This is a genomic window from Mycobacterium kyogaense, assembly GCF_036946525.1.
GTDB classification, from domain to species: domain Bacteria; phylum Actinomycetota; class Actinomycetes; order Mycobacteriales; family Mycobacteriaceae; genus Mycobacterium; species Mycobacterium kyogaense_A.
The window spans coordinates 242123-265444 of the sequence record NZ_JAQIIY010000008.1 but is presented as its reverse complement, the minus strand read 5'-3'; the positions used below and the strand labels follow the sequence as shown (position 1 = coordinate 265444).

At 68.5% G+C, this 23322-nt stretch carries 25 protein-coding genes and 1 pseudogene; 10 read left to right on the top strand and 16 right to left on the bottom strand.

Going from position 1 to position 23322, the window contains the following annotated elements; genetic code table 11:
- Nucleotides 1–42: 42 nt before the first annotated feature.
- Together PGN37_RS07045 and PGN37_RS07040 are read right to left on the bottom strand one after the other, a co-directional pair.
- The gene (locus PGN37_RS07045; protein WP_335330304.1) at nt 43–381 is read right to left on the bottom strand and encodes a hypothetical protein; all 339 of its coding nucleotides are present in this window, start codon (nt 379–381) and stop codon (nt 43–45) included.
- Entirely contained in the window at nt 378–629 is a 252-nt protein-coding gene (locus PGN37_RS07040; RefSeq protein ID WP_335330303.1) for a hypothetical protein, read from the bottom strand. Before PGN37_RS07040 ends, PGN37_RS07045 begins: the two co-directional genes overlap by 4 nt.
- A gap of 129 nt (nt 630–758) precedes the next feature.
- Between PGN37_RS07040 and PGN37_RS07035 the strand changes: the two genes are divergently transcribed.
- A complete protein-coding gene (locus PGN37_RS07035) occupies nt 759–1256 on the top strand; it encodes a hypothetical protein (protein ID WP_335330302.1) in 498 nt (165 codons plus the stop codon).
- 41 nt (nt 1257–1297) lie between these two features.
- Here the strand turns inward: PGN37_RS07035 and yaaA are convergent, their stop codons facing one another.
- From yaaA to PGN37_RS07005, 6 genes and pseudogenes are all read right to left on the bottom strand, one after another.
- Nucleotides 1298–2044, bottom strand: coding sequence for a peroxide stress protein YaaA (yaaA, locus tag PGN37_RS07030; RefSeq protein ID WP_335330301.1), 747 nt, complete (start codon nt 2042–2044; stop codon nt 1298–1300).
- A gap of 24 nt (nt 2045–2068) precedes the next feature.
- A complete protein-coding gene (locus PGN37_RS07025) occupies nt 2069–2599 on the bottom strand; it encodes a peptidoglycan endopeptidase (protein WP_335330300.1) in 531 nt (176 codons plus the stop codon).
- 161 nt (nt 2600–2760) lie between these two features.
- Nucleotides 2761–3903 carry an alkaline phosphatase family protein gene (locus PGN37_RS07020; RefSeq protein ID WP_335330299.1) on the bottom strand — a complete coding sequence of 381 codons (1143 nt, stop codon included), beginning with the start codon at nt 3901–3903 and terminating at the stop codon, nt 2761–2763.
- 2 nt (nt 3904–3905) lie between these two features.
- Entirely contained in the window at nt 3906–4346 is a 441-nt protein-coding gene (locus PGN37_RS07015; protein ID WP_046364196.1) for a response regulator, read from the bottom strand.
- The gene (locus tag PGN37_RS07010; protein WP_335330340.1) at nt 4343–5935 is read right to left on the bottom strand and encodes a sensor histidine kinase; all 1593 of its coding nucleotides are present in this window, start codon (nt 5933–5935) and stop codon (nt 4343–4345) included. The genes PGN37_RS07015 and PGN37_RS07010 overlap by 4 nt, the downstream gene beginning before the upstream one ends.
- A 96-nt stretch (nt 5936–6031) precedes the next feature.
- A pseudogene (locus PGN37_RS07005) lies at nt 6032–7200 on the bottom strand (PP2C family protein-serine/threonine phosphatase).
- A gap of 247 nt (nt 7201–7447) precedes the next feature.
- Here PGN37_RS07005 and PGN37_RS07000 point away from each other — a divergent pair.
- The 3 genes from PGN37_RS07000 (at nt 7448) to PGN37_RS06990 (ending at nt 9728) form a co-directional block, all read left to right on the top strand.
- Nucleotides 7448–8659 carry an acyltransferase family protein gene (locus tag PGN37_RS07000; protein ID WP_335330298.1) on the top strand — a complete coding sequence of 404 codons (1212 nt, stop codon included), beginning with the start codon at nt 7448–7450 and terminating at the stop codon, nt 8657–8659.
- Between the two features lie 65 nt (nt 8660–8724).
- Nucleotides 8725–9414 (top strand): Rv0518 family GDSL lipase, encoded by a 690-nt coding sequence (locus tag PGN37_RS06995; protein ID WP_335330297.1) that lies wholly within the window; start codon nt 8725–8727, stop codon nt 9412–9414.
- A 20-nt stretch (nt 9415–9434) separates the two neighbouring features.
- On the top strand, nt 9435–9728 hold the full coding sequence (locus PGN37_RS06990; RefSeq protein ID WP_335330296.1) for a Dabb family protein: 294 nt from the start codon (nt 9435–9437) through the stop codon (nt 9726–9728).
- Here the strand turns inward: PGN37_RS06990 and PGN37_RS06985 are convergent.
- Nucleotides 9725–10462, bottom strand: coding sequence for a glutamine amidotransferase (locus tag PGN37_RS06985; protein ID WP_335330295.1), 738 nt, complete (start codon nt 10460–10462; stop codon nt 9725–9727). The two genes, PGN37_RS06990 and PGN37_RS06985, sit on opposite strands and share 4 nt — an antisense overlap.
- A 35-nt stretch (nt 10463–10497) precedes the next feature.
- On the opposite strand from PGN37_RS06985, the gene PGN37_RS06980 reads away from it, so the two are divergent.
- A complete protein-coding gene (locus PGN37_RS06980) occupies nt 10498–11283 on the top strand; it encodes an O-succinylbenzoate-CoA synthase (RefSeq protein ID WP_335330294.1) in 786 nt (261 codons plus the stop codon).
- A gap of 4 nt (nt 11284–11287) precedes the next feature.
- Here PGN37_RS06980 and aceA read toward each other — a convergent pair whose 3' ends face one another.
- The 5 genes from aceA to tenA form a co-directional block, all read right to left on the bottom strand.
- Complete coding sequence (gene aceA / locus PGN37_RS06975) at nt 11288–13588, bottom strand: isocitrate lyase ICL2 (RefSeq protein WP_335330293.1); 2301 nt, start codon at nt 13586–13588, stop codon at nt 11288–11290.
- Nucleotides 13589–13624: 36 nt separating this feature from the next.
- Nucleotides 13625–14266, bottom strand: coding sequence for a uracil phosphoribosyltransferase (upp, locus tag PGN37_RS06970; RefSeq protein WP_442932866.1), 642 nt, complete (start codon nt 14264–14266; stop codon nt 13625–13627).
- Nucleotides 14267–15448: a DUF1688 family protein gene (locus PGN37_RS06965; RefSeq protein WP_335330338.1), complete on the bottom strand. Its 1182-nt coding sequence runs from the start codon at nt 15446–15448 to the stop codon at nt 14267–14269. It abuts the gene before it with no gap.
- Nucleotides 15449–15480: 32 nt separating this feature from the next.
- Nucleotides 15481–16716 carry a GTP cyclohydrolase II gene (locus tag PGN37_RS06960; RefSeq protein ID WP_335330292.1) on the bottom strand — a complete coding sequence of 412 codons (1236 nt, stop codon included), beginning with the start codon at nt 16714–16716 and terminating at the stop codon, nt 15481–15483.
- A gap of 73 nt (nt 16717–16789) precedes the next feature.
- Entirely contained in the window at nt 16790–17506 is a 717-nt protein-coding gene (gene tenA, locus PGN37_RS06955; protein ID WP_335330291.1) for a thiaminase II, read from the bottom strand.
- Between the two features lie 86 nt (nt 17507–17592).
- Between tenA and PGN37_RS06950 the strand changes: the two genes are divergently transcribed.
- The 4 genes from PGN37_RS06950 (at nt 17593) to PGN37_RS06935 (ending at nt 21533) form a co-directional block, all read left to right on the top strand.
- Nucleotides 17593–18282, top strand: a complete 690-nt coding sequence (locus tag PGN37_RS06950) for a DUF899 domain-containing protein (RefSeq protein ID WP_335330290.1) — start codon at nt 17593–17595, stop codon at nt 18280–18282.
- 42 nt (nt 18283–18324) lie between these two features.
- Complete coding sequence (gene tpx, locus PGN37_RS06945) at nt 18325–18822, top strand: thiol peroxidase (protein WP_335330289.1); 498 nt, start codon at nt 18325–18327, stop codon at nt 18820–18822.
- Between the two features lie 196 nt (nt 18823–19018).
- Nucleotides 19019–19642, top strand: coding sequence for an NlpC/P60 family peptidoglycan-binding protein RipD (gene ripD, locus PGN37_RS06940; RefSeq protein ID WP_335330288.1), 624 nt, complete (start codon nt 19019–19021; stop codon nt 19640–19642).
- Nucleotides 19643–19712: 70 nt separating this feature from the next.
- Nucleotides 19713–21533: a fatty acyl-AMP ligase gene (locus PGN37_RS06935; protein WP_335330287.1), complete on the top strand. Its 1821-nt coding sequence runs from the start codon at nt 19713–19715 to the stop codon at nt 21531–21533.
- A 16-nt stretch (nt 21534–21549) separates the two neighbouring features.
- Here the strand turns inward: PGN37_RS06935 and PGN37_RS06930 are convergent, their stop codons facing one another.
- Entirely contained in the window at nt 21550–22080 is a 531-nt protein-coding gene (locus PGN37_RS06930) for a YdcF family protein (RefSeq protein ID WP_335330337.1), read from the bottom strand.
- A 179-nt stretch (nt 22081–22259) separates the two neighbouring features.
- Here PGN37_RS06930 and PGN37_RS06925 point away from each other — a divergent pair, with 179 nt between their 5' ends.
- Complete coding sequence (locus PGN37_RS06925) at nt 22260–22748, top strand: hypothetical protein (protein WP_335330286.1); 489 nt, start codon at nt 22260–22262, stop codon at nt 22746–22748.
- Nucleotides 22749–22752: 4 nt separating this feature from the next.
- Here the strand turns inward: PGN37_RS06925 and PGN37_RS06920 are convergent, their stop codons facing one another.
- Nucleotides 22753–23205 (bottom strand): MOSC domain-containing protein, encoded by a 453-nt coding sequence (locus tag PGN37_RS06920; protein ID WP_335330285.1) that lies wholly within the window; start codon nt 23203–23205, stop codon nt 22753–22755.
- Nucleotides 23206–23322 lie beyond the last annotated feature (117 nt).

Here is a 23322-nt window from a genome sequence, read left to right as displayed (position 1 = left end):
ATCCTTCCGGCCGACGGCACACCGCGGCAACCGGAAGAGAGATCAGCTCACCGCGGCGCCGTAACCCAGCATCCCGAGAAACAGGCTCAGTGCGCACAGGCACACGGTCGCGAGCGCGTACGGCCAGGCGTGTGCGCGCCGGATCAGCGCCACCACCGTCAGCACCAGTCCGATCACCCCGATCGTCGCGGCGGCGGCAAGGGCGCTGAACACGGCGGTGACCGCGCCGTCCACACTGCAGGTCACCGGCGGGCAGTGGTCCAGGAACGCCAGCGAGAAGAGGCCCAGCACCGACCCGACGGCTCCCATCAGGACGGTCACCACCAACAGGGCGATCGAGGCCGCCAGATCAGCGCGTGAGCGTGGCGGCGGATGCGTCACGGCGTCTCCTCACCAGCTCGCCGGGCAGCCCGCTCGGCCGCTAGCTCGCGGTCCTTGCGCAGGATGGTGTCGGTCAACGAGAGCGCAATCAGGATGTCGCCGACGGTGATGGTCAACCCCCACCAGTACATCCAGCGGATCGTCTGGTCGGGCTGCGCGGCGAAGTACACGAACAGGAAGATCGGGCCGACGATCCCGAACACGAAGATCATCGCCTGCATGCGCACGTACACCCACAGACTGGACATCGGCCGACAGTGTCACCTTCGACACATCTGCACGTCAACGGCTGGTCCGAGATGGCCAGAAGATACTGAGAACAACTAACCTTGACGAAGCTGTCGATTTCCTGTCCATTTCCCATGTGAGGTGACGTGATGTACCCAGCGGCCCGAGCCGTGGTCGCGACCGCGGCACTCCTGATCGCTGCACCCCTGTTCGCCGGCGTCGCGACCGCCGAGCAGACGGCGGTCAGCATGCCGTTCTCGCAGAAGCTGCGCGTCTGCGACTTCTCCCAGATCAAGTGGGTGGGCGCAGACGGCTACGGCCGCCCGTCGGCCCAGCTGCGCGTCCAGGGCGGCGACGTGATCGCCGATGTCGAGTTCTTCACCGGCCTGCCCAACACGCCGTACGACCTCCGGCTGATTCAGGTGCCCCGCACCTCGGCGGCGGGCTGCGGCGCGGGCGCGCCGGGCGTCACCGCGACGACGCTGTTCACCGACGGCGTGGGTTCCGGGCACGCGACGGTGCGCGGGCCGCTGATGCCGGGCGCCACCGGTGCATGGTTGGCACTCACCCGGCCCGGCACGAACAGTCAGAAGCCGGCCGAGTTCTACACGACCGATCTGATCGCGAACCTGTCATCGGCTGCCTGACACCTGACATCGGCTGCCCGACAACGGATTCTCGGGCCGGATCACGCGCCTACCACGACGGTGATGTGGTCGCCGCGCCGCTCGACGCGCATCCCGGCACGCCGGGCGATGCCCGCCACCGCGGCAGCGTCGGCGGGGTCTGACCTGCTCGTCGCGAGCGCGCGGGCGAGCCGTCCCTTGTGCGCCTTGTTGAAGTGGCTGACGACGCTTCGATGCCCGTCGTCACGTTCGGCGACCACGTCGACGGTGACCGCGCCGGGCGCCTTGCCCAGGTTGGCGTAGGCCCCGGAGCGCAGGTCGACGATCAGGTCGCCGTCGGCGAGTTCGGCGAGCACCGGCTCCAGGACCGGCCGCCACACGGCCGCCAGCGTCGGCCGGCCCGGCAATTTGGAACCCGCCGAGAGCCGGTAGGCGGGAATCAGGTCATCGGCCCGGACCACGCCGAAGAGCGCCGAGACGACCATCAGGCGTGATGCTGCGCGCGACGCAGACGCACCGCGCAGCGACGTGATGTCCAGTGCGTCGTAGAGGACGCCGGTGTAGCGATGCAGGGCGGGCATCGTCGAGGCCGACCACAGCGCCGCATTGCGTTCGATCTCGCTGTCCTGGCTCGCGGACAGGCCGAGAGCCGTGCGGCTCCCGGCGGGATCGGCGGCCAGCGCGACGAGCTCGTCGAGGAGTTCGGCCCGTACCGGATGCAGCGCCGGTGAGCTCATCGCGTCGAGGCTCAGAGCGGGCCCGTCACCGCCGCCACGTTTGGTCTCCGACGGGGGCAACAGCACGATCACGGCAGTGACGGTAGCGCCCTCGGATCACCCCGCCGGCGGCGGCGGGGGCGGCAGCGCCGGGTCAGCTGGCGGCGGGGGAGGCAGAGGCGCTTCGGAGCCCATCAGCACCACAGGGGCAGGCGGCGGCGGGGGCACGGGCGGCGCCAACTGCGGATCGACCGGCGGGGGTACGTCGGCAGCCGCCGGCGCGGGCAGGAACATGTGGTGGGTGAACTGGCTCTGGTAGGCGCCGCCACCGCCGATCTTGACGCCGCCGCCGCCCTCCCCGGAGGAGACCGGGGTGCCGTCCGGCAGGGTCACCGCGGTGTGGCCGCCATTCCACCCGACGACGAGGGCGCCCGGCTGCGTTCCGTACTCGAACCCGCGAGCCTTGAGGGCACCTTCGATGTTTCCGGTGTTGAAGCGGTCACCGAAAACGGGTCGGCCGGTCGCGGCATTGGTCACCCAGGAGACCAGGCCGGAGCAGTCCGTTCCGGCCGCCGAGTCTCCGCCTCTGATGTACGGAGTTCCCGACACCTGGTTGACGAGCGTCAAGAGTGTGGCGAGTTCATACATGCGGCCGGACGCTAGCAGAGGGTCTCTAATACGGCCAAAATGTGTGACAGCGGGCACAATACACGAAATGGAAGCGGTCCTGTCACGAAAACATCTGTGGGACGGCATCTTTCGCGAAGAAGAAATTCTAGGGAGATGCCTTGTCCGACAACAGCATTGAGTTATCCCCTGGCAATGAGCAGCGGAATCAGCTGTTCGGCGGCTGTGAAGGAGCCGTGCTGACCGATCAGTGAGGATTCGATCGGTTCAACTGTGGGCCGCACCACACCAGAGGTCCCCTGTGCGGCAACCAACACATCACCGAGGCGCGCCATGGCCTCATCGCTCACCCGCGGACCGAACCACCCGGCGGCCACGGCTTCCTCCCGCCCGACAACCCAGGCCCGTTCACCGAGCACATCGCGCCACGCGGCCAGCACGTCGTCGAACGCGCCGGGTTCGACGTACACGTGGCGGGCCCGCACCTCTCCACCGAGCGCGGCCACCCCCTCCTGGAGCAGTGGTTCGGCATCGGCGTCCACGGTGTCCTCGCCCAGGCTCACCATGCCGTGATCGGCGACCACCGCCAGCAGCCCGCCCGCGGGCAGTGCCTCGACGATCGACTCCACCATCCGGTCCACCTGGCGCAGCTGCCACCTCCATGCCGCACTTCCCGGACCGTGCAGATGGCCGACGAGGTCGAGATCGGCGTGATAGGCGTAGCAGAAGCCGCGGTCGGACAGTGTCGAGGTGACCGCCGCGACCAGATCACCGATCGCGTGCACTCCGACATAGTCGCCGCCGCGCAGCACCGCCCGGGTCAGGCCGGAACCCGCGAATTCGGCACCCGAGATCACGCGCACGGACACTCCGGCCGACGCTGCACGTTCGAACGTCGTGGGCCGCGGCTGCACGCTCTCGGGCACCGCGCGCTCCCGGAGATCCTCGCCCCAGGGGTGCTGACGCCAGCGCAGCGCGTTGACGACTCCGACGTCCGGCAGCCGGAAGGTCATGCCGACAATGCCGTGCTCGCCGGAGCGGCATCCAGTGCCGACGGCGGCCAGGCCCGCGGCCGTCGTCGCCGGATACCCCGCGGTCAGCCTGCGCCCGCGCAACGTCGCCAGGAACGGCGCGTCATCGAGGTGGGCATCGAGCAGCTCGGCACCGAGCCCGTCGACCAGCAGCAGGCACGCACCCGCTGCCTCCCCGGCATCGATGCTGCCGAGAAGCCGCGACGAGAACCCGGCGACACCCATCGCCGCGAGCAACGACGGTGCGACGTCGGCGAGGTGGGCCGCGTGCGGGTCGGGCCGGGGCAGCTCCACCTCTACGAGTGGGGGAGCCGGACCACCTGGACGAAGAATTCGTCGATCTGCCGCACCGCGTTCATGAACTGGTCGAGGTCGACGGGCTTGGTCACGTAGGCGTTGGCGTGCAACTTGTAGCTGCGCAGGATGTCTTCTTCGGCCGAGGACGTGGTCAGCACCACCACCGGGATGTGATTGAGCTCGGGGTCGGACTTGATGGTCTCCAGCAGCTGACGCCCGTCGTACTTCGGCAGATTCAAGTCGAGCAGCACCAGGTCCGGCCGCGGTGCGCCTTCGTACTTGCCTCGCCTATAGAGGAAGTCCAGCCCCTCCTCGCCGTCGTGAGCGACATGGAGATTGTTCTTGATCTTGTTGTGCTCGAACGCTTCTCGGGTGATCAACTCGTCCCCCGGGTCGTCCTCGATCAGCAGCACGTCGATGGCTCTTTCAGCGGGGGTCATGACGACGATCCTTCCATCAGGGGTGCTGCATTACCGGACACGGCGGCGTCGGGAATCGCTGCCTTGTCAGAACGAGGCTTCGGCAACGTGAACCGGAAGCGGGTGCCGTCGGTGTAATCGTTGTCGATCCAGATCGTCCCACCGTGGTGTTCGACGATCTTCTTGCACAATGCCAGACCGATGCCGGTTCCGGTGTAGGCATCGCGGCCGTGCAATCGCTGGAAGATCACGAAGACCTTCTCCGCGAACTCCGCGGCGATCCCGATCCCGTTGTCGCTCACCGAGAACGACCATTGGTCGGCATCTGCTGAACCGCATTCGATCACCACCCGCGGCGCGACGCCTTCGCGACGGAACTTCACGGCGTTGCCGATGAGGTTCTGCCACAACATGGTCAGCAGGGTCGGATCGCCCGAGATCGTCGGCAGACCGCCGGTCGGCCGCTCGATCTGCGCGCCCGTCTCCTCGATCGCGGTGGCGACGTTGGCCAGTGCGGCGTCGAGAACCGTGTCGAGATCCACCGCGGTCTCGGTGGCGCCTAGACGTCCGACCCGGGAGAACGTCAGCAGGTCGTTGATCAGCACCTGCATGCGTTTTGCGCCGTCGACGGCGAATGCGATGTATTCCGTGCCGCGCTCATCGAGCTTGTCGCCGTAGCGCTTCTCCAGCAGCTGACAGAACGACGCGACCTTGCGCAGCGGCTCCTGCAGGTCGTGGGATGCCACATAGGCGAACTGTTCCAGCTCGGCGTTGGAGCGGCGCAATTCCTCGGCCTGCTCGTCCAGCGCCTCGGTCGCCGCACGGGACGCGTTGAGTTCCTCGACGATCCGCTGGCGCATGTTGTCGACGTCGATCGCGATCAACCGGATGTCCCGCGGACCCTGCGGGACGATCTTCTCGCCGAAATTCCCCACGGCGACCCGACGGCATGCCTCGGCCAACCGTCCGAGCGGCCGCACCAGGGCACGCCGCAACACGATCGCCAGCACCACCATCGTCACCGAGAACGCACCCAGGATCGAGAACAGCACCCCGTTGCGCCACGCACTGATGGATGCGAGTTCGGCGACGCCGTCGGTGCGGGCCTGGGCGAGATGTTGGTTCTGCTGGTCGAACAGCGTGCGCAACCGGTCGAACTCCGCCTTGCCGATCTCGGTGAGCGCGGGTGAGACAGCGTTGGGCACCCCCGGCTGCACCGCCGCGATCACGGGTTGCGCGTAGTTGTCCCGCCACGAGCCGGCCGCCTGTTCGATCTCGTCGAGGTCGGCGAGCAGATCGGGCCGCTTCTGCTCGAACTGCCGGAGGTCAGCCGACGCTCTGGACTCCGTCTCCCGGCCGGCGTCGTAGGGCGAGAGGAACTGAGGGTCGGCCGAGATCACGTATCCGCGGACCGCGGTCTCCTGATCGCGCAGCGCGGCCTGCAACTGGTAGGCAGCCACCCGGGCGGGCCCCACGTTGTTGGTGAGCTGACCTGACACCCGGTCGGTGCGGGTGAGCAGCACCGCGGTCGTGACGGCACCGACGAGCACGACGACGGCCATGACCGACAGCACCAGGTACTGCCAGCCCTCGACGGTCAGGGCACGCATCCCGCGCTGGTCGGGGCTCACCTCGAAATCCTCACGACGACATCCTCACGACGATGACATCCTCACGACGGTGACATCCTCACGACCTCGACATCCTCATGCCGTCCTCTCCACCCGCACCACGGCGATGTCGTCGGCCATCCCGCCGTTGGACTGCGCGCGCTGTTCGACGGCGCTGATCAGCGCGTCGACGAACTGCGGCCCGGGCAGGTGCGCGAGCGAGCGAGCCAACTCGAGCAACCCCTCCTCACCGAGCCGTTCGTTGCCCCGGCCGATGTGTCCCTCGAACAGGCCGTCGGTGATCAGCACGAGTCCCTTGCCGGGCGGCAACTCGATCGTGTGCGGCGTCCATCTACCCACGTGCAACCCGAGGGCCGGCCCACCGCCGGCTCGACCCACTCGACCGTGCCGCCGCCGTGCAGCAGCATGCCGGGGTGCCCGGCGCGCACCGCGGTGAGCGCCGACCCCTCCAGCGGCAGAGCCAGGCTGAGCACGGTGGCGAAGGTGCCTCTGCCTGCTCGTTCGGCGCGAAGGATGCGCTCGAGGTGGTGCATGCGCTCGGCGCCGCGCAGCCCGGCGAACGTCAGCGTCCGCCAGGCGATCCGCAGGGCCACCCCGAGTGCGGCTTCGTCGGGACCGTGTCCGGCGACGTCGCCGATCATCACGTGCACGGTGCGGTCCGGCGTCTGGACGATGTCGAAGAAGTCTCCGCCGAGCAGGGCGTTCTGTCGGCTCGGGCGGTACTGGGTGACGATGCTGACGCCGGGGTCGTCGAGCAACAGCGGCGAGGGCAGCAGACCACGCTCGAGCCGGGCGTTCTCCTGCTCCCGGGAGCGCGTGGCGTGCAGATCCACCGCGGTGAGCTCCGCGCGCTTGCGCTCGATCGCGTAGAGCACCGCACGCCGCAAAGTCTCCGGGTCGACCCGGCCCTTGACCAGATAGTCCTGCGCACCGGAGGCCACGGCCGCCGACGCGACATGCTCGTCGTTGAGGCCCGTCAACACGACCACGGGGACGGTCGCGTCCCTGGCGGCGATGCGTGCGAGCCCGGCGACTCCTTCGGTGTCGTGCAGATGCAGATCCAGCAGCACGCAGTCGGGGCGCGACCCGTCGATCGCCTTCTCGGCCTCGGCCATCGACTCGGCCCACGCCACGCGCATGTCGACACCGGCGTCGGCGATCAACTCTTCGACCAGGATGGCGTCGCCGCGGTCGTCCTCGACGAGAAGGACCCGCAGCGGCCCGCCGTCACCGGGAACAGTCATCTGACCCGGCACGTAGGCGTACGGCTCGTCACGCACGCTGGCATCTTCGATTGACAATTTCGTAGACACTACCCGGGCTTTCACAGGTTCTTCAGACGCGGGCCGCGGCGGCGTTGCGAGACGGCCGCTGACAGCTCGCGCTGGTAACCTCCGACCGGTCGCCGGCGTTTTCGCCCCGGGGAGGCGACCCGCGAGTTGCCCCGAGGATCGACGCCGTCGTCACTGTTTTCCACAACGTCGAGACGAAATGAGTCGTGTGCGCACCGGTGAGATCAAGGCCCTGTCGGGGCTTCGCATCGTGGCTGCGCTGTGGGTCGTGCTCTTCCACTTCCGGCCGCTGCTGGCCGAGGCGTCGCCGGGGGTACGCAGCGCTTTCGCGCCGATCTTGAACGCGGGCGCCCAGGGTGTCGATCTGTTCTTCATCCTCAGCGGGTTCGTGTTGACCTGGAACTATCTCGATCGAATGGGCGAGTCCTGGTCAACGCGGTCCACCCTGCGGTTCCTGTGGCTGCGACTGGCGCGGGTGTGGCCGGTCTACCTGGTGACCATGCACCTGGCCGCGGCGTTCGCGGTGTTCACGCTCTACGTGGGGCGGTTCCCGCTTCCGCCCGACGTCATCGCTTCCCTGAACGCGCTGAGCTGGCTCAAGCAGGTGTTCCTGGTGCAGCTGTGGTTCCAGCCGTTCTTCGACGGATCGAGCTGGGACGGTCCGGCCTGGTCGATCAGCGCCGAATGGCTGGCCTACCTGCTGTTCGGTGCTCTGGTCCTGGTGGTGTTCCGCATCGCGGCGGTGACACGGGCGCGCGGGTTGATCTGGCTGGCGGTCGCGGCCGCACTGGCGCCCACCCTGCTGCTGCTCGCCCACGGCGTCTTCTACACGCCGTGGAGCTGGTTGCCCCGCATCATCATGCAGTTCACTGCGGGGGCGCTGGCCTGCGCCGCGGTGCGCCGGCTACAGCTCACCGACCGCGGCCGGCGCTCCGCCGGCGTCGCCGCGCTCGGGTTGGGCGTCGCCATCATCGGCGGCCTCTACCTTCTCGACGCGTATCCACCCCAGGACATGCTCGACGCCGGCGGGCTCGTCGACGTCCTGTTCGTCCCGCTGGTGATCACTTTGTCCATCGGAGCCGGCACGCTTCCCGCGTTCCTGTCCACGTCGGTGATGGTCTATCTCGGGCACATCTCGTTCGGGCTCTACATGATCCACGAGATCGTGCACACGATGTGGAACTGGGCGGCCCAGCAGTTCGCGATCACCCTGGTCCCCAGCTGGTCGGCGAAGTTCACGGTGGTCGGCCTCGTCCTGCTGTCCGGGCTGCTGGCAGCGGTGCTCTACCACGTCGTCGAGGAGCCGGCGCGCCGCTGGATGCGTCGGATGATCGACCCCCGCACACCGCCTGCGAGCCTTCCTGCGTCGCCGCAGGGCAGGCTGCAGACGGTCACGGCGCGGGCGGGATGAGGCGCGATCGTGACGCGCGGCGAGTCGGCGCGCCCGCCCGACCGGACCGACCCTAGGCTGGTCCAGTGAGTCGTGTGCTGACGTGGATCCTCGCTGCCGCCTTGCTGTTCGGCGCCTTCAGCGCGCCCGCCCCGGCGGTCACCCATCGCCAGGTGCGCACCACCGATTTCGCGATCAACCGGGTCGCGGTGGTCGGCGACTCGTACACCACGGGAAGCGATCAGGGCGGTAACGGGCCGCAGGGTTGGGCTCCGCAGGTGTGGCAGGCGTTGAGCGGGCACGGCATCCCGGTCACACCCACTGTCGCCGCGGAAGGCGGCGCCGGATACTGCACGCGAGGCAACCGCGGCAGCGTCTTCGAGGACCTGACGGTGCGCGCGGTCAAGCCCAACGACACGCTGGTCGTGTTCTTCGGCTCGCGCAACGACATGAAGGTCGAGCCGACCCGGCTCTCCATCGCGATGTACGGCACGCTGAACCTGGCCCGCCAGATCGCCAAGTCGGCGAAGATGCTGGTCATCGGTCCGCCGTGGCCGACGGCCGATCCTCCGCCGGAGATCTTGAGGATCCGCGACATCCTGGGCTATCAGGCCCAGCTCGCCGGCGCGACGTTTGTCGACCCGATCGCCGCCCGGTGGTTCGTCGGCCGGCCCGACCTCATCGGGGCTGACGGTGTGCACCCCACCGACGCGGGCCACGCCTACATGGCGGACAAGATCGCGCCGCTCATCGGCACCCAACTCGCGCCCTACTGAGGAGCTGTTACGGTGCGCGAATGATCCGCAACGTGGTGCTCGCCAAGCTCAAAGACGGTTACGACGCCGCCGAACTCGCGCAGATCCAGCAGGGCCTGCGGGAGCTGAACTGCCCCGGCACGGTGGCGTACTCGGCGGGAACCGACGCGGGCCTGCGCGAGGGCAATTGGGATTTCGTCATCGTGGCCGACTTCGCCGACATCGACTCCTACCGCGCGTATGACGCCGACGCCGAACACAATGCGCTGCGGGCTCGCCTGGCCCCGATGGTCGACCAGATCGCGCGGGCCCAGATGGAGCTCCCGGCCGGCTAGCGCGAGTACCTGGCCGCGAAAGCGCGCAGGATCGCCATCGGGTGGGTGACCGAGCGGGCGCGGGCGGCACTCTTGAGCGTCTCCGCTGTCTCGGGCGCGAAGTAGCCGTCGTTCTTGTAGGCGTCGATGCGCGTGCACAACCCGTCGACGTCGAGCTCCGGATGGAATTGCGTGGCGTAGACGTTGGCGCCGACCCGGAACGCCTGGACGGGACAGGCAGGAGAGCGGGCCAGCCGAATGACGTGATCGGGCAGGACCGAGGCTGCCTCCTTGTGCCCGCCGAATGCGTCGAAGGTGTCGGGCAGACCGGCGAACAACGGATCGGCGCGCCCGTCGTCGGTCAGCTCGACGGTCAGCGGCCCGACGGGCTCACTGTGCGAGCGGTCGATGAGCGCCCCGACCGCGGCGCCGACGATGCCGATGCCGTAGCAACAGCCCAGGAACGGGAAGTCCGCGGCAATGACAGCGGCCATCAGGTCCGCGAGTTCGACTTCGACACGCTGTTGCACCGGCGACTTGGTGGCCGGATCGTCGCTGACCGTGAAGGGCCCGCCGCCGAGGATGATGCCCGACCAGTTCGCCAGATCCAGGTCGCCGAGCGGTCGGTGGGTGAGCCCGATGCGGTGCAGGCTCCGCTCGTCGAGCCCGGCGAATCGCATCACCGATGCGTACTCGTCGGCAGCCGCGTCGTCCTCGCCACGGATCGACAACAGCAGAAATGGGGCACCGGCCACCGATCCAGCGTAGTCACGGGCTAGCTTGTCGATCGGTGAGAACTCTGATCGATCTCGACGACGCGCCCGTGTTCGCGATCCCCTCCGCCGCCGGACCGCGGTACGGGGTTCTGGTGGAGGGGCCGCAGGGCTGGGGTGAATTCAGCCCGCCCCCTGAGGCTTCCGACGAGGTGGCGGCGCGCTGGCTGACCGCGGCCATGGAGCCGAGCACGGTCGGCTGGCCCGACGCGCTGCGCGGCCGGGTGCCCGTCGACGCCGACCGTGCGCCGGTGTCCGTCGGATGCGACGGGGTCGACCCCGCGGTCGACACGGCGGTCGCCCACATCCGGGGCACCGCGCTCGACGTGGCGCACCTACTCGACTGCACTGCCGAGCAGGCCGCCGCGATCCGGCGCCGCGTCGACGTCCCGATCGCGGTCGACGCGGACGTGCTCGCCACCGATCCGCAGTGCGCCGACGTCGTCGCGCTGCGGTGCGGGTCCCTCGGCGGGGTGCGTCGCGCGATGCGTCGCGCCGAGCGGCTGGGCATGCCGGCGCTGGTCGCGTTCAGCGGGACCACCAGCATCGGGGTGGCCGCCGACGTCGCACTCGCCGCGGCGCTGCCCGACCTGCCCTATCCGTGCGGTCCGGTCCCGCCGTGGCTGCGCGATGGTGACGTCGTGTCGAACGCGCGGACACTGGTACCCGCCGACGGATACCTTCCCGCCGCGCCGATGCCCGCCGGCCCCGACGCGATCCGCCTCGCCCGGTTCCGCGTCACCGACGCCGCCGTCGTCGCGCAGTGGCGCGACATGCTGCGCCGCGCCGCCGCACTGCTCTAGCGCGTCAGTCCTGCTTGCTGATCAGCCGGGTCAACGCCTCGCGGTCGGGATTGAGCAGCTCGTCGATGCGCGGCTGGTTCACATCGGCGACGATGATCTCGCCCACCTCCTGGTAGACGTCGCTGAAGATGCCGTGGCTCTTCATCTTCTCGGTCTGATAGATGTTGTCCTCGGTGGGCGTCACGTAGTAGACGATCTCGGCCTTGAAACGGTGGATCAGCCACAGGTGGATGACGTCCATCAGCCGCTTCTGCCGCAGCTTCTCGGCGAACGTGTTCTGGTCGCGCACCGTCAGGATGCTGCGGCCGTGCCGGTCCTTGATCGGGTCGACCACGACGTTGGCCAACGGCTCTGCGCCGGCTTCGGAGCCCTCGCCGAGGATCTGCAGGTCCAGCACATCCGAGCCGGCGCGCCGCGGTCGCAGCTGCACGCGCAGCTTCTCCGGCAGCTTGTTGTGCTCGCTCCACAGCGCCAGCCAGTCCTCGAGCAGCTTCTTGGGCACCTCGGTCTGCACCAGGTGCTGATGCTGTGTGGAGCCCTTGCCCATCGACTTCGTCGTCGCCGTGCGTCCGGACGAGGCCGCCAGCGCGGCATCGGAGCGCGGGCCGCCGACGAGCGTTTGCGGTGTGCGGTAGGGAGATTCGACCAGTCGCATCTTGCGCTGCAACCGGGCCAGCGCCAGCATGCCCTCTTGGCGCAGCGACGTCGCGAACTCCTCGGACGCCACGCCGTCGACCTGATGGCCGCCGTAGGTGATGAAGTTGAAGACGAACCCCATCTTCCCGATCTCCTCGGGGAAGGCGCGCATCTCCTCGTCGGTCATTCCGGTGGTGTCCCAGTTGAACGACGGGGAGAGGTTGTAGGCGAGCATCTTGTCCGGATAGACGGCGTGGACGGCGTCGGCGAACTGCTTGGCGTCGGCCAGGTCGGCGGTCTTGGTCTCCATCCACAGGATGTCGGCGAACGGGGCGGCGGCCAGTGACTTGGCGATCGCGTAGGGGATGCCGCCGCGCACCTGGTAGTACCCCTCGGGCGTCTTCGCCCGCTCGCAATCCCACGCCGCGTCGGCACCGAGTTCCTTGGCCTTCTCCCGGGCGATGTAGAGCGGTGCGCGCTCGGCGAATTCGCGCCACTGGCCGGCGCTCATCGCCGCGGACTCGCCTTCGCGCTCCCGGAACTCCAGCAGGTCGGCGACCGCGCCGGCATAGGTGTCGAGACCGGCGTCGTCCTGCCAGGCGTCGACGAAGCGGGATTCGACGGTGTCGAACGCCGCGTCCAGGGACTGCTCGGCGCCGTCCTGCCAGGCGGCCGCGGTCTGGTCGATCAGTTCCAGCACACCGTGGCGGCCCAGCCAGGCCTCGGCGGTGGCGTACTCGCCGTCGGGCAGCGCGTAGAGCAAGTGGCCGTTCAACTCGGTCACGCCCTGGTCGTAGAAACGACGCACCATCGCCAGGAAGCACGACTTGTAGGACGGGATCCTGAGATTCGTGACGCCGAGCAGGAACGGCTGGTCGCGTTCGTCGGCCCGGCTGTCGATCAGGTTGGCCGCTTCGGCGTCGGTGCGGGCGACGATGATGCCGGGCACGCGCATGATGTCCAGCTGGAAGCGTGCGGTGTTGAGCCTCTTGATCTGCTCATCCGACGGCACCAGCACCTTTCCGCCCTGGTGGCCGCACTTCTTGGTTCCGGGACGCTGGTCCTCGATGTGGTAACCCGGCACGCCGTTCTCGACGAAGCGACGAATCAGGTTGCGCACGTGAGGATCTCCACCGTGACCGGTGTCCGCGTCGGCGATGATGAACGGCCGGTAGTCGTATTCAGGGGTTGCCGCACGTTGTTCAGGGGTCATCTGCAGCCGCAGATACTGCTGGTTGCGGTCGGCGGTCAGCAACGCGCGCACGATGCCGGCAGCCTCCTCGGGCACCTGGCTGAGCGGGTAGCTGGCAAGATCCGGTCCCGGGTCCTCGCTGATCGACCCCTTCGCCGAGGTCGCCCAGCCGCCGAGATAGATGCCTTCGATGCCCATCCGTTTCATCACCACTGCCTGGCCGGGGGAGTAGGGGCCGAAGGTGGTGATGCTCTTGCCCTGGGCGAAGAGCTCACGCAGGTGGGGGTGGAACGCGGTGGCGGCCTCGCGCGCCACCGGGTAGTCGGCGGGAATCGTGCCGCGCTGCTCGGCGACCTGGCGTGCGGTGTAGAGGCGGATGATGCCCTCGAAACGGGGGCTGTCGAAATAGCGTTGGGTGTCGACGACATCACGCTCGAACGGGGTGTGGGGCGCGAGGTCAGCTTCGGTGATGGCCATGACCCACCCTAGAGCGGGGCGTGAGCAGGAGGGGAGCTATTTGGTGCCGAAGATGCGGTCGCCGATGTCGCCGAGGCCGGGCAGGATGTAGCCGTTGCCGTCGAGTTCCCGGTCGATGGCTGCCGTGTAGATCGGCACGTCGGGGTGCGCCCGCGTCATGGCCGCGATGCCTTCAGGACAGGTGACCAGGCAGACGAACTTGACCGACGTGGGGTTGAGCTCGCGGACCCGCTCGACTGCCGCGGCCGCCGAGTGTCCGGTGGCCAGTAGCGGATCGAGCACCACCACGTCGCGCTCAGCCAGATCGCTCGGCATCTTGAAGTAATACTCCACGGTCACTTGGGTTTTCGGCTCGCGGTAGAGACCGATGTGGCCGACACGAGCCGAGGGCACGACGTCGAGCATGCCGTCGAGAATGCCGGTGCCCGCCCGCAACACCGAGACGAACACCACCTTCTTGCCGTCGATGACCGTGCCGGTGGTGGTCTCCATCGGGGTTTCGACCTCGACCTCGTGCACGGCGAGGTCGCGCAGCACCTCGTAGGCCATCAGGGCCGACACCTCGCGCACCAGGCGGCGGAAGGTGTTCGTCGACGCGTCGCGGCGCCGCATCAGCGTGATCTTGTGCTGCACCAGCGGATGGTCGACCAGGTGCACCCCGGACACAGAGGAAGTCATCTAGAACACCGTCCCGTCACTGAGCACGTTGAGCGGGGGCAGGCCGCCACGTAGCCGCTGCGCCGATTCCCGCCCCGCCGCCCACGTGCCGCCTTCCAGCACGCATGCCAGCGGCAACTCCTCGACTCCGAGTCGCTCACGCACCAGCGGGGCGACCTCGTCGAGCAGTGCCACGGTCAACCCGCGCCACTCGACCACCAGTTCGTCGCCCGGCGCCCAGGGTTTCTGAGCCCACTCACGGTCTCTCAGCCGCAACGCCCCGCCGTCGAGCAGCAGTCCACCGTTGCGGTACTCGGGCAGCCCGGTCAGCGCGTCGATCCCGGTCACCTTCACACCGGCCCACTGCAGCGGCTCGATCAGTGAATAGGTGAGCCATTGCGAGAGTTTGTGAAACGGAAGCCAACCCGCGGTCGCGCCGGCGCCGTCGACGGCGTCATGGCGCCAGCAGTCGCCGAGTGGTTCACCGTCGATCACGTTGTCCGACGGCCAGATTCGCGACAGCGACACGAGGAGCATGACCAGCAGGTCGTGGGCGGCCGCGGTACCGGAGGCGGCCGACGACGCGTCGAACAGTCCGCCGGGTCTGCCGTGCGGACCGAACACCTCAGGCTGGTCGGCGAGCGCGGCGCCGAGGCTGCGCATCAGCTGGACCCGGCCCGACAGACCCACCAGGGGATTCTCGGACGACACCTGCAGGACGCCGGCGAGATCCTCGTCGGTCAGGGCGCGCAGCGCGGCGGCATCGACCTGCAGCGGGCGGCTCGGGTCGCTGGAGAATGCGCCCGCGACGAAGCCGTGCCAGCTGGCCACCGCGAGACCCTCCGACCGGTGATAGCGCACCCCGTTCTCGACGAATGCCCAGTCCGCGCCGGCCCCGGCGTCGAGCAGCACGCTCACCACGGTGAGGTCGATCATCGCCCGGGCTCGGTCGCTGTCCGGCACGTCACCGAGCAGATGCGTCAGCCGGCCGGTGCGGTCGACACCACCGGCGGTGAAATGCCGCCAGCGGCTGTGCGGCGGGATGTCGAGATCGGGAAAGCGGCTGCGCGTCAGCGCCGCAACCTGGTCGGCGACAAGCGCGAGTGCATTGTCGTCGACGGTGAACCAGCGGGACTCACCCGCTCGGGCACGCTCCAGCAGCGACGCCGACCGCGACCGCACCGCCGTCGTGGTGCGCAGCATCCCCACTGCCTCAGCGGCCTCGGCCGGGGCCGTCACCCCTGCAGCCCTCTGCCCTTGGCCCGCTTGAGTTCTTCGGCGTCGGGGACCTCACCGGGCGTGTAGTAGCCGGCGGCCATCTTCGCGTCGATCTCGACGCGCGCATCGGCCGGGATCAGCTCGTCGGGAATCGAAACCCGTTCGCCCACCTCGATGCCCGCACCGGTGATCGCGTCGTACTTCATGTTGCTCATCGACACCAGCCGGTGGATCTTCCTCACCCCGAACCAGTGCAGCACATCGGGCATCAACTCCTGGAACCGCATGTCCTGAACGCCCGCAACGCATTCGGTGCGGGTGAAGTACTGGTCCGCGGTGTCACCGCCGACCTGTCGCTTGCGCGCGTTGTACACCAGGAACTTGGTCACCTCGCCCAACGCGCGACCTTCCTTGCGGGAGTACGCGACCAGCCCGACCCCGCCACGCTGGGCGCCCATGATGCACTCCTCGATGGCGTGGGTCAGATAGGGCCGGCAGGTGCAGATGTCGGAGCCGAACACGTCGGAGCCGTTGCATTCGTCGTGCACCCGTGAAGTGAGTTCGACGGTCGGGTCGGCCAGGTGCTGGGGATCGCCGAAGATGTACACGGTCTGGCCGCCGATGGGAGGCAGGAAGACCTCGAGATCCGGGCGCGTCACCAGTTCGGGATACATGCCGCCGGTCTCTTCGAAAAGCACACGGCGCAAATCGTTTTCGCTGCACTCGAAGCGCGCGGCGACGCCGGGCAGGTGCCACACCGGTTCGACGGCGGCTTTGGTGACCTGGGCGGCGCCGGTCTCGAGCAGGATGCGTCCGTCGGGGACCAGCCGACCCTTGGCGATCGCATCGGCGATCTCGGGCAGGATCACCTGCGCCTTGGTCACCGCGATGGTGGGCCTGATGTCGATGCCTGCGGCGATCTGCTCGGCGAAGACGTCGGTGACCATCGCCCCCCACGGGTCCAGGCTGACGATGGTCGTCGGGTCCGTCCACTGCGGGAACGGGCCGATGCGGTCGGTGGGCGCCGTGTCGGTCAGGTCGGCGCGGTGGTCGGGGGAGAGTTTGCCCGCGGCGACGGCCAGCGCCCGGTAGACGCCGTACGCGCCGCTGTGCGCGCCGATCACGTTGCGGTGCGCACGGGTGGTGGTTCCGACGATCGGACCGCGCTCGGCGGCCGTCGTCGCGCCCCAGTGCAGTGCGGGCGCGTGGGTACCTCCGCTGTGCGACGTCAGTCGGACGTGTCCGGTGGGCATCGGTGTCCTTCGGTTGTCCGACAGAGAATCCGCCAGCTTAGTCACTACTGCGCGGATGCGCCCGCTGTTGCCGCTACGGCGCCGCCGCGCCTGTGGTCGCCTGCGGCCAGGTCTCGCGCCGGTGCGCGGCGTCGAAGAACATCCACTCGTAGCGGGAGGTGGTCACGAAATGCGCGCGGGCAGCGGCTTCGTCGGCCTCGGTCAGGGTGGGCCCGACCCGGTCGGCGAGCGCGATGACCTCGCGGACGGTCGCGGCGAAGTCGTCGCCGCCGTAGCTGTCGATCCAGCGTTGGTAGCGCGGGTCGGTGGAGCCCCGCTGGGCCAGCTCGGCGCCCACTTCGGCGTAGATCCAGTAGCACGGCAGCACCGCGGCGAGTCCGTCGGCGAACGAGCCCTCGTAGACCGTGGCGATCAGGTAGCTGTTGTAGGCCTGCGTGGTCGGGGCGACAGGGACGGAATCCACCGCCTCGGCGGACAGGCCGAGCGCGGGCAGCAGCGCAGAATGCAGTTCGAGCTCGACGTCGAAGACCTCGGCCGCGTGCCGGGCGAACATCGCGGTGTCGGCGAGCGTGCCGGCTTTGGCGCCGACGACCGCGAGTGCCCGGGCGTAGGCGCGTAGGTAGTGCACGTCCTGGGCGACGTAGTGCGCGAAGGCCGCGGGATCGAGGGTGCCGTCGGTCAGCCCGGTGAGAAAAGGATGCGCGGTGATCGCGTCGAAGATCGGGTCGATGTCGCGCCACAGTCGCGAGCTCCAGGAATCGGTGCGGCCCGAACCGATGCGCGATGTCATGCCGATCATCCTGTCAGCGATGAATTCTGCGCGCCCGTCCGGTCAATACTGGCGACCCGTTGCCCCACTGTTGACAGGATGGTCCGATGAGCCAGTCCGCCCTTCCACCCGTCGTCGACGCGGCCACCTGGCGCGCGCAGCTCGACGAGCTGCGCGCCCGCGAGAAGGCCGCCACCCGCGAACTCGACGCGATAGCCGCCCAACGTCGTCGGCTGCCGATGGTCGAGATGGGTGACTACACGTTGATCGGAGCCGACGGCCCGGTTCGGCTCGTCGACGTCTTCGACGGACGCAGCCAGTTGATCGTCTACAACCACATGTGGACTGACGGCCAGACGTGGCAGTGCGGCGGCTGCACCGGGTTCACCTCCCAGTTCACCCGGCTGGAGTTCCTCGACAGCTACGACGCCCGGTTCGTCATCGTCACCGCGGGGCCGATCGAGGAGGCGCTGGCCTACAAGAAGCGGGTCGGCAACCAGATGGAGTGGTACTCGTCGTCGCAGAGTTCCTTCGCCGCGGACGTCGACGCCGCGCCGGGGACGGGATTCGCCGTCAACGTGTTCGTGCGGGAGGGGGATCGCGTCTATCGCACCTGGCACACGAATGGCCGGGGTACCGAGCAGCTGAGCCATTCTTTCGCGCTGCTCGACGTCCTGCCGTGGGGTCGTCAGGAGGTCTGGCAGGACGCGCCCGAGGGCTGGCCACAGCGGCCGACGTATTCGGGGTGGCTGGATTCGCCCGATATCGGCCGTATCTACGGCGATCCGGGCGTGTGACCCGGGCGCGACGAAACCGGGGTCACTTGGCACACTGTGCGCATGGCACAGATAACTTTGCGCGGAAACCCGATCAACACCGTTGGAGAGCTCCCCGCCGTCGGTTCGCCGGCGCCCGGGTTCACGCTCGTCGGAACGGATCTCGGCCCGGTCGGTGACGATCAGTTCCGCGGTAAGCCCCTGCTGCTGAACATCTTTCCCTCCGTCGACACCCCCGTGTGCGCGGCCAGCGTGCGCACGTTCAACGAGCGCGCAGCCGCCGCAGGTGGGGCCGTGCTGTGCGTGTCGAACGACCTGCCGTTCGCCCAGAAGCGGTTCTGCGGTGCCGAGGACATCGAGAACGTGACCCCGGCCTCGGCGTTCCGTGACAGCTTCGGCGATGACTTCGGCGTCACGATCACCGACGGCCCGATGGCGGGCCTGCTGGCGCGCGCGGTCGTCGTGGTCGGCGCCGACGGCACCGTGTCCTACACCGAACTCGTGCCCGAGATCGGTCAGGAGCCCGATTACGACGCCGCGCTGGCAGCCCTGGGCGCGTGACGCGCGACACACCCTAGGCGTCACGGCGCCGGCATAGGTCACCGTTCGGTTCCGGTCAGGCATCTGATTGATCCGCAGTCCTGCGACGACGTAAGAACACCCGCTCAGGTGGTGTAAAAGTGGTCATAGTGACTGTTGTGACTAATGAGATCAGTGCCTCCCTGGCGCTGGCAGCTCGGAAAGCGGTGAAAGTGTCATGCGAGCGGTTCGTGGGTGTGTCGTCTTGGTTCTGGGGTTCGCGCTGAGCCTGGCCCTGATGGTCGCGGCGCCCGGCGTCGCGGGGGCTCAGCCCACGCGCTCGGCCACCAATCAGAAGGCCGTGGAGGTCGTGATCGCTCGTGCGCTGTCTCAGCGCGGCGTGCCCTTCGCCTACGGCGGTGGCGGCGCGTCCGGGCCCAGCAAGGGCACGGCCGCCGCACCCACGGACCCCGCAGCACCGCTGGATCAGGCGGCGTCGGACGCCTCCGCGCTTGACCTGACCACTCCCGGGCTAAACCTGCCCGCCGCAGCCCCGACTCCCGCACCGGCTCCGCGGGTCGAGGTGGTGGGCTTCGACGCATCCGGTCTGATGGTGTACTCCTACGCGGGGGTGGGCGTGAAACTGCCGCGGTCCTCGGGCGAGATGTACAAGGTGGGCCAGAAGGTGATGCCGTCCCTGGCGCTGCCGGGCGACCTGCTGTTCTACGGACCGGACGGCACCCAGAGCGTTGCGCTGTTCGTTGGAAACGGCAAGATGGTCGAGACCACGGATTCCGGCGTCGCCGTCTCCGAGGTGCGGACCAAGGACATGGCCCCCTATCTGGTTCGCATCATCGCCTGATCGATTGCGCTGCAGAGGGATTCATGCCCGCGTCCAGGCCGCCCACATCCGGGCCGCCTAGACTGCGGGCATGAGCCTTCGCAGCGGGCGGTCCATCCCGATCGAGTCAGGGCTGCTGCAGATCGAGGACTGCCTGGCCGCCGACGGCCGCATCGAACTGCCCGACGGCACCACGTTCGTCTCGCTGATCGAGCGCAACATCGCCCACGTCGGGGATGAGGTCGCCTACCGGTACCTCGACTTCTCCGGTTCCGCCATGGCGACTCACGACATCACCTGGAGCAGGCTGGGTGTGCGGACGGCCGCGGTCGCCGCACAGCTCCAGCATGTGACGGCGGCGGGGGAGCACGTCGCTGTGCTCGCACCGCAGGGAATCGACTACATCACCGGGTTTTTCGCCGCGGTCAAGGCCCGTACGATCGCGGTTCCCCTCTTCGCGCCCGAATTGCCCGGCCACGCCGAACGTCTCGACGTCGCACTGCGCGATTCACGCCCTGCCACAGTCCTGACGACCCGCGCCGCACGGGAGTCCGTGGCGGCCTTCCTCGATGAGATGACGGGCCTGGCCCGGCCCACGATCGTCGTCATCGACGACGTACCGGACAGCGCGGCAACCGAGTTCGTCGCCGCGAGCATCGATGTCGACGACGTCTCGCACCTGCAGTACACCGGTGGGGCGACACGCGCGCCGGTCGGTGTCGAGATCACCCACCGGGCGGTCGGCACCAACCTGGTGCAGATGATCCTGTCGATCGACCTGCTGGACCGCAACACCCACGGGGTCAGCTGGCTGCCGCTCTACCACGACATGGGTCTGTCGATGATCGGCTTTCCCGCTGTCTACGGCGGCCATTCGACGCTGATGTCTCCGACCGCGTTCCTGCGCAGACCCCTTCGCTGGGTGGAGGCCATGTCGGCCGAATCCGCGGTCGGCCGAGCGGTCACCGCCGCCCCCAACTTCGCCTACGAGTGGACCGCGGCTCGGGGCGTGCCGGCGGCCGGCTCGACCGTCGACCTCGCCAATGTCGTGTTGATCATCGGCTCCGAACCGGTCAGTCTCGACGCCATCGATGCCTTCACCGCATCGTTCTCCCCGTTCGGACTGCCTCGCACCGCGTTCAAGCCGTCGTACGGGATCGCCGAGGCCACATTGCTCGTCGCGACGACCGCGCCCACGGCTGCCCCCCGGGTTCTCCATGTCGATCGTGACGAACTGGCCCGAGGCGTCGCGGTTGCGGTCCCGCCCGGTCACGAGCATGCGGTGGCACTGGTGTCATGCGGGCAGGTGGCGCGCAGCCAGTGGTGCGTGATCGTCGACCCGGACACGGGCAGTGAGGTCCCGGACGGACGCGTCGGCGAGCCGTGGCTGCAAGGGGACAACATCGGCCGCGGCTACTGGAACCGCGCCGACGAGACACGTCGCACCTTCGCCGCGCGCCTGGTGTCCACCCTCGGTGACGGCAGCCACGCCACCGGCTCCGACCTCGATCGCGGGTGGCTGCGCACCGGCGATCTCGGATTCCATCTCGACGGCGAGTTGTACGTTGTCGGACGGATCGCCGATGTGGTGGTGCTCGGCGAACGGCGCTACTCGCCGCTGGATCTGGAGTCGACCGCTGCGGACGCCTCACCGATGGTGCGGCGGGGATACGTCGCAGCGTTCGCGGCAGACGATCAGCTGGTCATCGTCGCCGAGCGTGCGACCGGCAGCGGCCGTAGCGACCCGGCGGCCGCCGCCGAAGCCGTCGCAGTCGCTGTACGGCAACGCCATCGAGCGATAGTGGGGGATGTGCGGATCGTCCCGGCCGGCACGATCCCGCGGACCACCAGCGGCAAGCTGGCTCGGCGCGCCTGTCGCGACGCGTACCTCGCCGGCGCCTTCGACGCTTGATTCGACGCCGATTCGATTAGGTCACTGCCACAAACGGACTCAGGACGTCTCTGACGAATTGGGTCACGTTCGTCTTGGGGTTGCTGTCCGGAAAGCTCACCGTGGCAAGCACATTGCCACCGGCATCGGCGAAGTTGCCGTCGGCGCGGTCCTGGTGCGACGACGACGTGACCAGGATGATGCCCGACGTGCCGGCGTCGCGGGCCAGCGGTACCGAGAACTGCGCGTTCTGCACGGTGCTGTTGGCGCGGTCCTCGACGATGATCCTGTCGTCGGGCAGCCCGAGCACGCGCAGCGTCTTGCGCATCTCGCCTGCCTCGGTGCGTCCGTTACGGGGATTGCCGCCCGTCACGATCACCGGTGATTGCGGGAACATCTGCGCCACCGCGAGTCCGGTGAGCACGCGGGTGTACAGGATCGGCCGCATCGTGCCGTTGTCCTTGAGCCCGTATCCCAGGATCACGATCGCGGGCTTCGAGAAGTCCTTGGCCGCAAGGGGAGGAGCTGCGTGCGCAGTGGGCGCCACCCCGACGAGCACCGCGAGCATGGCCGTGAGCGCGTACACCAGCCGCGCCGCGGTACCGGATTGGGTCACGACTGTTCATCGCCGCACAGCCGCCGCGCATTACGGTCCGGTCTCGATGACTCAACGATGCGGCAGTATCCGCCGACGTCGTTGGCGCGATCGACGCGGACGTGGTCTGGTGGAAGATGATGTCTTCCTCGATGTCTTCGCGCCTTCGCATCCGAGCGGCCCTGGTCGTGACCGCCGGCGGTGCAGCCCTGCTCGTCGCCGCTCCGTCGGCCGCGTCGACCCCGCCGTCGGACAGTCAGGGATATGTCGACTCCACCGCGCGGTGCGCTGCGCCGGCGACCGTGGTCGTCTTCGGCAGCACGTCGGGCTCACGGGTGGCGATCTGCAAGAGCACCGATGGCGACCTCGAGTATCGCGGCGTCAGGGTGCGCGACGGTGCCAAGCTGATCGCTCCGGCGACCCAGTCCGCTGACGGTGCCTTCACCGCCACCCGGGACGGTATCGAGTACATGGTGACCTCGGACGCACTGGTCATCAGTGCCGCCGAGAAGGTCATCCGCGACGAGGAGATGGTCGACTTCCATCGGCCGGGCAGCACCGCGGCGACGCAGGCGCCGAAGACCTCGAGCACACCGCTGCCGCCACCACTGCCGGCCGAGGTCGGTGGCGACGGGAGCTGACGGGTCACTCGGAGAGACCTGCCGGCGCAGGTTGCACCGTCACCTCGTCGCCGACGCGCAGGGTTCCCGAGCTCAACAGCCGACAGACGGACCCGCCGCGCCGTGACATCGCTGCAGCGGCGCCGGGACCGATCCAGTCGTCGAGCAGCCGGCACGGAGCGCTGAGACGGACCACCTCGAGGTCGACATCCCCGATGCGAATCCGGGTGCCGGGCTTGGTCGGGATGTCGCCGCTGTCGACGGTGATGTTGCGGCGCGTCGCCCCGGAATCGATGGGCCGCCCGAGTTGAGCCGCGGCAGCGTCGAGCGCTTCTCGGGACTGAAGTGTCACGTGCCGGTGGCGGGTTCCGTGATAGCGGTCGCCCACCAGGCCCGTGCCCTCCTGCGCGGTCACAGACTCCACTGACCGCGTCGGGATGCGCCGGCCGGGCGCCACGTGGATCGCGACGATGTGCACGACTGGCGAGCCTACTCACAGCGGGCGCCGACCGAATGGCGTCATGAATTGCTCACAACTGGCGACTGAATTAACTGACGTGCGCGTCAGCAAATCGATTCACAGCGAGAATTCCTC